Origin of the sequence: Dyella sp. ASV21, from assembly GCF_016428975.1 — a bacterium.
GTDB lineage: Bacteria > Pseudomonadota > Gammaproteobacteria > Xanthomonadales > Rhodanobacteraceae > Dyella.
This window is the reverse complement of sequence record NZ_JAELTT010000102.1, coordinates 1-10,066: the sequence shown is the minus strand read 5'-3', so window position 1 is coordinate 10,066 and position 10,066 is coordinate 1. Positions and strand designations below refer to the sequence as shown.

Sequence of the window (10,066 nt, the reverse complement as noted above, 5' to 3'; positions counted from 1 at the left end):
CCCCCCCCCCCCCCCCCCCCCCCCCCCCCCCCCCCCCCCCCCCCCCCCCCCCCCCCCCCCCCCCTTTTACACCCACAAGACGCAAAACGAGATTCGGTCACGGGTCTCGTGGGCTCGGAGATGTGTATAAGACCCCCCCTGAATACTGCAGAGTTATTGTGTTGCCCGAGCCAACGACGGTATCGCCAATCCCCGTCGCAGAGAGGAACACATTATTGCCAGCCGAGTTGACAGTATCGCCACCACCGAATAGCGCGAATGACGATGCGCTGTTCGACACCAAATTTAGCGTGTTGCCCGTACCCGTTAAGTACCCAGTGAAGTCGGCGCCACCATTGATGGTCTCGTCTGTACCCGAGATGACATCGCCGGTCGAATTGGCGGCAGCGTTGACCGTGTCGCCGCTCGAGTTCAAGGTCAGTGAAGCGCCCGCTGCGTTCAGGCCAACTGTGTCGCCCGTGCCGGATACCGTCTCCGCAAGACTTGCGGCATTCAGATAGACCGCATCTCCGCTTGCCTTCACCGTGTCGCCCGTGCCGTAAAGGCTGATGCCTGAGCCGCTGTTGGCGACCAGATTGATCGTGTCACTTGTGCCACTCAATATTGCGGTGAAGCCGCTGGATCCATTGATGGTGGCGCTGGAGGCCCCGATGTTCTCGCCTGTTACATTGGCGGCTGCGTCGATTGTGTCGCCCGTCGTGCTTACACTGAGTGTCTGGTGGGATGCATCCAGGTCGATTGTGTCGGCGCCCGATACCGTGGCGCTGTTGCTGGCACCGGCCAGCGTTATGGTGTTGCCGGTTGAGCTGACCGATTCACCCGTGCCATTGAGTGTGACCGACGAGCTGCTACTCGCTGCCAAATCCACGGTGTCGTTCGAGCCAGTGACGGTGCCGGTGAACTGCCCGGCCGCCCCGTTCAACGTGAAGCCTGACCCTGACAACACTTCGCCGGTGTCGTTCGCCGTCGTATCAATCGTGTCGCCGCTAGCGCTCAAGCTCAGCGATTGATTGGCGGCATCGAGATCAATCGTGTCAGCGCCCGACACCGTGGCGCTATTGCTGGCGCCTACCAACGTAATGGTATTGCCTGTCGAGCTGATCGATTCGCCGGTGCCATTAAGCGTAACCGACGAGCTACTGCTTGCCGCGAGATCCACGGTGTCGTTGGAGCCGGTAACGGTGCCGGTGAACTGTCCGGCCGATCCGTTCAATGTGAAGCCGGAGCCATTGAGCGCCTCGCCGGTATCTCCGGCGTTGGCGTCAACCGTACTGCCATTTGTGGACATGGTCAGTGACTGGTTGGTGCCACTCATAATGATGGCATTGACGCCACTCGTTGTGGCGCTGCTTCCCGCCCCTTCTAAAGTTACGGTGTTACCAGAGGAGGCGACGCTATTGTCCGTGCCCATCAAGGTCATCGACTGACCTGCACCAACCATGCTCACCGAGAGATCGCTGCCACTATTGGTGAACGTTCCAGCTCCGTTAGTAATTGTGCATTGAACCGAGCCACTACCTGACGCCCCGCCGCTGACTGTTTCCGCCGAAGATCCGCACGTCAACTGCACACCGGACGTGCCAGACCCAACATTGATGGTATCGCCCGAAGCAAGATTAATATTTGCATTCGAGCCGGCGCTAAATGTATCCCCAGATTCAGTCAGTATCACGTTACCCTGGAGATCACCTGTGAGGCCGGAGCCATTCACAGTCAACTGACTACTTCCCGAAGAAGATATAGAGCAACTGTCGGCACTAACCCCATTAACGGTTGCTAAGCTGTTGCCGCAAGTTATAGTGTTATTGGTGTTGCCCGCTGCGGTAAATAGTGTCGAGCCATTCGCGAGGATATCGGTATTATTACTTCCATTAATCTGTCCGCTGTAGCCGGCCGCAACATTGACTACCGAATTCGAAGCGTTGTCTTGGTAGACCGTACCAACATTATCGATGGACCTTCCGACATACAGGAGTGGAGTCGATCCCGGCATGGTCGTCGCCACAGATGATACTCCATTATTCACTGTGTATACATAACTCGTGCCGGTTGACGTATCTTGAACGGTAAAGGAAACAGATGTCGCTCCGCCCGGCAACGAAGTGAGGAAGCTTCCCAAGTCTTGCGCCAGGAGGTTCGGGTCGAAACTCTTGCTGTACGATCCCGTGCCGGAATTGGACAATGAGACATTATCGAAATTAATTTGGGCCACTGGATTGATCGTAACTTGAGAGCCATTAACGCTGTAATAATTTGAGTTTCCGAGATAGGCATCCAAGATGGTTCCAATCTGCCCAGTTCCATAGTAATTAGTATAATCCTTATCTTGAAAGATTGAGAGGCCGCCTGAGCTGAGGTAATAGTAGTCGCCCTCCGCCGCCATGTTTGAGATGGTTTCGGATAGGGTTCCGTCTTGTTTGGCTGTTAGGCCTGACCTCAGAACCCCATTGCTCTGAAGAAAGAAATTCGAATAGCCCGGCGTACCTGCAAGTGCGCTGTATGCGTTCGCGACATCGGCTGGAGCTGGATTTACAATATTATTAGTTGCGTAATATTCACTAAGCTCAGCATTAAATCCTTGGATTTGCGCATAGGATTCGTTGTAATTTCCATTGGCCTGAATCGCTTGAATAGCTGAAGTAAAATTAGTAGACCCCGGCGTCATGGCCTGATTGATTGTGCTCCAAAAGGTATTGCTTGCTTGATCAGGTGTAATGCCAGTTGGATTTGATGATTGAAATTCCGAGTGACCAAGCTCGTGCCCGATTACAAAAACTTCATTGTACGCACCAGAGGGACTCGATGCTCCTTGTAAGAGTTGATTGACATTGATGTTGAGTGTGTCTGTGCTCGAGTCGAAAAAGGCGCCAGATCCAGCCTGCGTGCTCCAGGCAAAGGATTTAACAAGAGCTCCATCTACGTCATTATCTAGCTGAGTGATAAGCGTTGGATCGCTATTGATATATGACATTAAGTCAGCATAGGCCTGTGCATCTCCTGAGATGTTGAGCTTCTGCTGAAGCAATTGCTGCACTGATGCATTGAGCACTGGATTTGTCATTGGCCATTCTCCATTGCTGGTTTACGGACAAGTAAATCAAAATAGATTTTATTTGCGTCTATAGCAACATTCTGCGGACAATCGTTTTCATATGTGATCGAAAATACTCCCTGATCTTCTTTTACAAAGATTTCCTCGGGGAGATGATGAGTCGGAGGGCCACCGTCAAGGCCGGGCTGAGTGAGCTCCGGCCTTGCGAATAATTTATTCCACCCCGCCCCTGTGAGGTCGTGCGCAAGCCTTTCTTTGGCCAGGCATGTGCGTGGATCTCTATCACGGAAGTAAACTTCGATATGAATTTGCTTTCGATCAGGGAATTGCTCGCGCAGTCGCTCAGGATCCGAAACGCTATATTGCAAGACGCCCGGTATTTCATAATGCCCTAGAGCGACCTTTTTAAAAGTTCTTTCCTGAAATGAATCTTTTATGTCATCAATCGTTATCATTGCATTAGGCTTCGCCGCAACCTTCAAAACCGCTTGCCAGTGAATCTGATCACTTATCACCAAGAGGGGCGTCGAAGCGGCGGAATTATCATCCGTCGGCGCAGGTGGGGGCGAGTTACCACTTTGCGCGCAAGCCCTCGGCTGCCCTATTGCCGAAATGGCGATCAAAAACATAATCGAGATGGAGTATTTTAAGCCTGACCGCATGGGTCTTCTCTCCGGTATCCATTAGTTTCGGGTGTCCATTGATTTTTTGCCCATGGCGTCCATGCGAATCGTCCTCGATAACCTTGGGCAAGAAGGTGCAAAGAGGTCTTGCCCCACGAGGGGTTAGCGATCAGGATCGCCGACCGACAATCAATCGTGGCCATCTTTTTGTCACGCGACGCTGCGTCTCGAGATAGCGATGTACATCCCCAGGCCACCAAACTCATTGCGACAAGCCGCCGCATATAAATTGTGCCGCCCGCATAATCACCTTTCATGCAGGCTCTCTTTGGCATGCTGAATCAAGGGGCTTAGCAGGTAGCTGATGATTCGCCGGCGCCCGGTTTTTATCTCAGCCGTCACCGTCATTCCGGGCGAAAGATGAATCTGCTGACCCTCAATCTGCATGGTGTCTGTGGGTAACGCCACCTGTGTCGTGAACACCCATTTCTTCTTGTCGCTTTCATCCTGTCGCGCGTCATTTGAGACCTGCACGACCGTGCCTTGCAGGACGCCATAGCGCGTATACGGAAATGCTTCGACCTTGACTTCTGCCTGCTGGCCCTGTCGAATGAAGCCGACGTCCTGATTGTCAATGCTGGCTTCAACAAAGAGTCGATTCCCCGTTGGCACGACGGTCATCACGGTTTGTGCCGGACTGACCACGCCGCCAATGGTGTGGATGGCGAGCTGTTGCACGGTGCCGTCGACGGGAGCGGTGAGGTGCATCAGTCGACCATGGTTGCGCGCCTTGGCTAGATCGCCGGCCGTGGACGTGACCTTGGTCTCGTCGTCCTGGATTTTCTCCAGCCACTCACGGCGTGTTTGCGCAACGTAGGCGTCGCGCTTGCGTCGGGCCGACTCGAGGGTTGCCTGGGCCTCGGTGAGTTTGGCCTTGGTTGCGGCTAGATCCTGCTTTTGCTGGATGACGGCCTGTTTCTCGTTGTAGTAGTCGTGTAGCCCCACGTAACCTAGCCCAATCAGCTTGGCGTAGTCAGCCTCTTTGGTTTCTTCGATCGGCAGCGTGCCTTCAAGTTTGGCAATTTCCGCCGCAGTTTCGCGTAGGCCTGCCATCGCTTGCGCAATGTCCGCATCCATTTCCTGCACCGTACTCTGGTAGTCCGCGTATTCGCCGGCCAGCACGTGCTGCTGCACCGCCAGATCAGCAGCGTCTCTGTCGGCCGATGGCGGGAGTACGGCGGGGTGATGGTTGTCGATTGCCTCGAGCAATGCGCGCCCACGCGCGGCTTCATCACGCGCGGAGACCAAGGCAGCCTCTGCCTGGCTGGCACTACTGGTTGCGTCCGTCGAATCCAGATCGACCAGAATCTCCCCCTTCTTGACCACTTGCCCGTCGGCCACATGAATGGCGGTGACCACGGCGGTGTCCTGAGACTGGATGGTTTTGACTTCGCCGTTTGGCACGATCTTGCCTTCAGCCGTTGCCACGACATCCACCTTGCCCAAACACGCCCAAGCGCAGCCCAGAACGAGCAGACCAGCGATAACACCCATCGCCCACCGTGGCGCCGGATGGATGGGCATGTCACGCAGAGCTAACGCCGCAGGCTGGAACTCCGTTTCGTGCCGAAGTCGCGCAGGTGCATCAAACGCCGCACGCATCCCCCACGCTGATTGAAATACGCTTACGTAGCGTCCCAACAGGTCCTTCACGGCCTGCCACCGCATGATTGAAGTGCTCATGTATGTTGCAGCCGGTGGAGGCGCGCATAATGACCGGCCTGGATCTGTAGCAAATCATGGTGGCTCCCCGCCTCCACGATGCTGCCCCGATCCATGACGATGATGCGGTCAGCATCCCGGACGGCGGAAAGCCGGTGCGCAATGATAATCACCGTGCGACCTTGGCAGATGGCACGCATGTTGTTCTGAATGATGCGTTCGGATTCGTAATCCAGGGCGCTTGTCGCTTCATCGAAGATCAGAATGCGCGGATTGTTCATGAGCGCGCGCGCGATCGCTATGCGCTGTCGCTGGCCACCGGATAGCGTGGAACCATGTTCGCCCACCAACGTGTCATAACCTTCGGGGAGCTCCAGAATGAAATCATGCGCACCGGCCAGCTTGGCGGCGGCAATGACGGACTCGAGCGGCGCCCCCGAATCAGTCAAGGCGATGTTTTCCCGTAAGCTACGATTGAAAAGTATGTTTTCCTGAAGTACCACGCCAATCTGGCGGCGTAACGAGGAGACATCCACCATCGCCAGATCCATTCCATCCACCAGCACACGGCCACGTTCCGGCACATAAAGCCGCTGGATAAGTCGAGTCAACGTGCTCTTCCCTGAGCCGGATCGGCCGACGATGCCGATGATTTCGCCCGCCTGGATTTCCAGACTGACGCCATGCAATACGTCAGGTGCGTCGGGGCGATAACGAAACGTCACCGCGCTAAGTTCGATACGCCCCTCGAGTCGCGGCATCGTGCTGCGGCTACTGCCGTTCACCTCCGAAGGGGCATTGAGGATATCTCCCAGGCGCTGCATGGAGATCCCTGTCTGTTGAAAGTCTGTCCACAATTGCGCGATGCGCATGATGGGCTGAGCCACCCGCCCCGCAAGCATGTTGAAAGCAATTAATTGACCCACCGTCATTTCGCCACTGATTACCAGTCGCGCGCCGATCCATATGGTTGCGACTGCGACCAGCTTGCCAACGAAGTTGACCCCCTCACGTGCCACGGTGCCCAGTGCCACGGTACGAAAGCCCGCGTCGACGTAACCCGCCAACTGCCCATCCCAGCGACGAGTGGTCTGTGGCTCGACCGCCATGGCCTTCACGGTATCAATGCCGCTAATGGTTTCCACCAGGAACGATTGGTTGTCTGCCCCGCGATTGAATTTTTCGCGCAGTCGAGCTCGCAGCGCTGGCGTCAGCGACATTGAAAGAAATGCATATGCCGGCAAGGAAGCGACCACTACCAGCGTCAGCCAGCCGCTGTAGCACAGCATGACCCCGATAAAGACGAACGAGAAAAGCACGTCCATGACCAGGGTTATGGCATTGCCGGTAAGAAAGTTTCGGATGTTCTCCAACTCACGAACGCGAGCCACGGAGTCACCCACACGCCGGGAGCGGAAATAGGCCAACGGCAGCGACAGCAGATGACGAAAAAGACGCGCGCCCAGCTCGACATCAATACGACTGGTGGTGTGGGCGAAGACGTAGGTGCGCAGGCCGCTGAGAAGTACTTCGAAGATGGAACAAAACAGCAACCCTACCGCGATGACATCCAGGGTGGTCAACCCGTGATGCACCAATACCTTGTCCATCACCACTTGAAAGAACAGCGGAGTCGTAAGGCCAATTAGCTGCAAAAAAAACGAAACAGCCATAACCTCACCGAGCAGTTTTCGATACTTCACAACCGCCGGAATGAACCAGCTGAAGTCGAATCGCGACAATTCTGCTGTTATTGAAGCGCGCGAGGTAAAGAGAATGACCTTTCCGGACCAGCGCGCGGCGATGTTTTCGCGCGAAAGTAGTTGAGGGCTGCCGTGGAGAGGATCTTGAATCAGAACCTTCTTGTCATTGACACGTGCAACAACAAACATCTTGCCGTGGCCATCCAGAGCCAGAGCGGGCAGCGCCAAGTGTTCTATGCGATCAAGACCCGCATCTACGAGCTTGGTTTTTAGGCCAAGCTTGACCGCGGCGTGACGAACAAGCTCGCTATCAAATGCACGCCCAGGCTCTCCGAACTCATGGAGCATCTGGGATGGATCGACCGGAATGCCGTGCAGGCGGGCAACAATAATCAAGCATGCCAGGCCGGTATCCAGGCTTGATGCATCTCCCAGCGAAGCTTCCTGGCTTTCGATCGTCGTCCCTGACACAGCTCCCCCCCCCGGCGGCATGGTCATCGATACGTCACTTAGATTGTGCTCGCATTCTTGCTCTGCGGCCGCTCATGCTGTCAATGGCAAGAAATTTCGGACAAGCGAATTGCGTCACGATTCTTATCGTAAGAAGGGCGCGCAGGTCTCGAGCCACCATTCTCATGTGCAACCTGGATTTCCGAAAGATGTTCGAAGGCGCTTGAAAGACCTCGTGCGAAGATCAAGTTCGCGCACGGAGGTAAATTCCCGGAGCACATTCGCGCTACCACAGACGCTGTCTGTAGCGGGGTGAAACTGACCAAAACGTATCTTTAAGTGCACACCTTCGTTTGCACGTGCCTGCAATAGATGCAACGGGCAAGCGTCGTAGCCCTGGTACGCCCCCGCTTTCGTAGACGGTTAGCTGCTGGATTTTGAGTTAGCCGCCTCGAACATCATTGGCGCAAGGCCTACCAGATGTCCATGGCGGCGCTGCCGGTTGTAGAAAACCTCGATGTAATCGAACAGGTCACTGCGTGCTTCCTCGCGACTGCCGTAGATGCGACCTCGCACCCGCTCCTTCTTCAAACTGCTGAAGAACGACTCTGCCACGGAGTTATCCCAGCAATTGCCACGCCGGCTCATGCTGACCTCTAGGCCATGCTCGCGACAGAATCGACGCCAGTCGTCGCTGCCATACTGCACGCCTTGATCGGAGTGGATCACTACGCCTGGTGCGGGGTGACGCCGCCAGATCGCCATTAACAGCGCATCCATCGCCAGCTCACGTGTCGGGCTGGATTTCATTGACCAGCCAATCACTGCACGCGAATACAAGTCGATGACGACGGCCAGATAAAGCCAGCCTTCGGCCGTGCGCAGGTAGGTGATGTCTGTGACCCACGCTCGATCGGGGTGCTTGACGTTGAACTGGCGTTGCAGTCGATTGGGCGCGACAACCGCTGGCTTGCCACCCTTGTAGCGACGTCGAAGCGGGGAGCGCACGGAACGAAGCCCGTGTTTACGCATCAGGCGCTCCACACGTTTGCGACTGATGTGTTCGCCGGCCTCGGTCAAGTCACGATGCACGTTGCGGCTGCCATACACACCGCCTGAGGCGAGATACGACTCCTCGATGTGCACCATCAGGCGTGCATCTTCCTTCGCGCGTGCTGACAGCGGTTGCTTCAACCATGCGTAGTAGCCGCTGCGCTCGACCCTGAGCACACGGCACATCGTAGCGACGCGAAACTGCTGACTATGGGCCTGCATGAAGGCGTACTTCGCCCTTACCCCTTGGCAAAGTACGCGGCGGCCTTTTTTAAAATGTCGCGCTCCTCTTCGGCGCGACGAAGCTCGGCACGAAGCCGAGCGTTCTCCTGCACCAGGTCAACGTCCTTCTGCGCCTTGCGCGCATCGCGACTGACACCGCGCTCACGAAGCCATGCGTAAAGGCTGTGGACGGATACACCAAGTCGCTCGGCCACCTCGGCCACAGGGTAACCACGCTCGCTGACTTGCTTGACCGCTTCGGCCTTGAACTCGTCGGTGAAACGCTTGCTGGTCATAGATCCTCCGATCCTCAATAGACACTATCAGGTGTCTACGGAATCGGGGGCGTACCACCCTAACCATCAAAGTCTTGTAGATAGACGCCAAGCGCTTATCGGCAATTAAGCGCTCAAGAAAAAGCGAATATTCGTAAGAAAGATTACCCATGTCAGGGGAGTCCTACATTAGAACGAGCTGTTTCCTACGGGGCGATCGAAGGGACTTTTGGCTTATTCGGCTCGACGAGGTCGGACTGAGCAACCTGAGCCCGCCCAGGTCGACCCAGCCAATCACCTGATGGCTCTACCCAGCAGCCCTATTAGCCCGCCCACTTCGATAAATGGACGCCGTGCCCGCACCGAACCGCAGACGTCGCCCTCGCCACCCCCGATAACGCGTCCTAATCACTAATCACCTGTCCGCAAAGCTGCGGGGAAGTTAGCCATTGGATCGATATCAGTAGTAGTCACACAGTCCACGCTCGTATCGCTCGAATGCCTCGTCAATCTGCTGGTCACTAGGCTACGAATAGCCCCTCTCTTTGCCATGCCTCATGCGGTAGGCGACGCGATACCAACCACCAAATTCATCGCGTTCAATATTGATGTTCGAGCGCGCTGCCTCGAACTCAGGCTCTGGCCTGAACGACCGCGTAGCGCCCGTTGAACGCATCCGAAGCACCGCTGCGTCCGCGGCTTCTATGCCCGCGTCGGCATCCTGCGCATGCAGTGCAAATGTCGTTGCCCACACAGCTTGCTCCATGGGCCCCATGAACATCCATGACATCAAAACCTCATTACTGTCTTTGCGGTCCATAACTAACTCCGGAAGACGCACTGACCTGCGTACGAACTTTGTGTCCAATCAGGCAGTGAGTTCAGCGGGGATGATATCGGGTTGGGACCAGTTTCGCCGGATGGTGGCCGGCGGCTTATAGCCATGCGAGCTGTGCGGTCGCTGCT

General features: G+C 55.9%; 6 protein-coding genes. All 6 read right to left on the bottom strand.

Going from position 1 to position 10,066, the window contains the following annotated elements:
• Positions 1 to 97: 97 nt before the first annotated feature.
• The 6 genes from JHD67_RS20025 to JHD67_RS20000 all read right to left on the bottom strand — a co-directional run bounded on the left by JHD67_RS20025 (position 98) and on the right by JHD67_RS20000 (position 9,920).
• On the bottom strand, positions 98 to 3,061 hold the full coding sequence (locus JHD67_RS20025; RefSeq protein ID WP_199100933.1) for a hypothetical protein: 2,964 nt from the start codon (positions 3,059 to 3,061) through the stop codon (positions 98 to 100).
• Positions 3,058 to 3,714: a hypothetical protein gene (locus JHD67_RS20020; RefSeq protein WP_199100932.1), complete on the bottom strand. Its 657-nt coding sequence runs from the start codon at positions 3,712 to 3,714 to the stop codon at positions 3,058 to 3,060. The genes JHD67_RS20025 and JHD67_RS20020 overlap by 4 nt, the downstream gene beginning before the upstream one ends.
• 267 nt (positions 3,715 to 3,981) lie before the next feature.
• Positions 3,982 to 5,418 carry an HlyD family type I secretion periplasmic adaptor subunit gene (locus JHD67_RS20015; protein WP_199100931.1) on the bottom strand — a complete coding sequence of 479 codons (1,437 nt, stop codon included), beginning with the start codon at positions 5,416 to 5,418 and terminating at the stop codon, positions 3,982 to 3,984.
• Positions 5,415 to 7,598, bottom strand: coding sequence for a type I secretion system permease/ATPase (locus tag JHD67_RS20010; RefSeq protein ID WP_233172123.1), 2,184 nt, complete (start codon positions 7,596 to 7,598; stop codon positions 5,415 to 5,417). Before JHD67_RS20010 ends, JHD67_RS20015 begins: the two co-directional genes overlap by 4 nt.
• A gap of 375 nt (positions 7,599 to 7,973) precedes the next feature.
• Positions 7,974 to 9,121, bottom strand: a protein-coding gene (locus tag JHD67_RS20005; RefSeq protein WP_199100930.1) for an IS3 family transposase whose coding sequence is annotated in 2 segments (ribosomal slippage) — positions 7,974 to 8,878 and positions 8,878 to 9,121 — 1,149 coding nt in all. Because the reading frame shifts where the segments join, the coding sequence is not laid out codon by codon here.
• Positions 9,122 to 9,626: 505 nt separating this feature from the next.
• The gene (locus JHD67_RS20000; RefSeq protein WP_199100929.1) at positions 9,627 to 9,920 is read right to left on the bottom strand and encodes a hypothetical protein; all 294 of its coding nucleotides are present in this window, start codon (positions 9,918 to 9,920) and stop codon (positions 9,627 to 9,629) included.
• Between the last annotated feature and the right edge of the window lie 146 nt (positions 9,921 to 10,066).

Bases quoted from the DNA above. Each gene is read 5' to 3' on its own strand.
- JHD67_RS20025 (WP_199100933.1), bottom strand. From the start codon at position 3,061: ATGACAAATCCAGTGCTCAATGCATCAGTGCAGCAATTGCTTCAGCAG.
- JHD67_RS20020 (WP_199100932.1), bottom strand. From the start codon at position 3,714: ATGCGGTCAGGCTTAAAATACTCCATCTCGATTATGTTTTTGATCGCC.
- JHD67_RS20015 (WP_199100931.1), bottom strand. From the start codon at position 5,418: ATGAGCACTTCAATCATGCGGTGGCAGGCCGTGAAGGACCTGTTGGGA.
- JHD67_RS20010 (WP_233172123.1), bottom strand. From the start codon at position 7,598: ATGACCATGCCGCCGGGGGGGGGAGCTGTGTCAGGGACGACGATCGAA.
- JHD67_RS20000 (WP_199100929.1), bottom strand. From the start codon at position 9,920: ATGGACCGCAAAGACAGTAATGAGGTTTTGATGTCATGGATGTTCATG.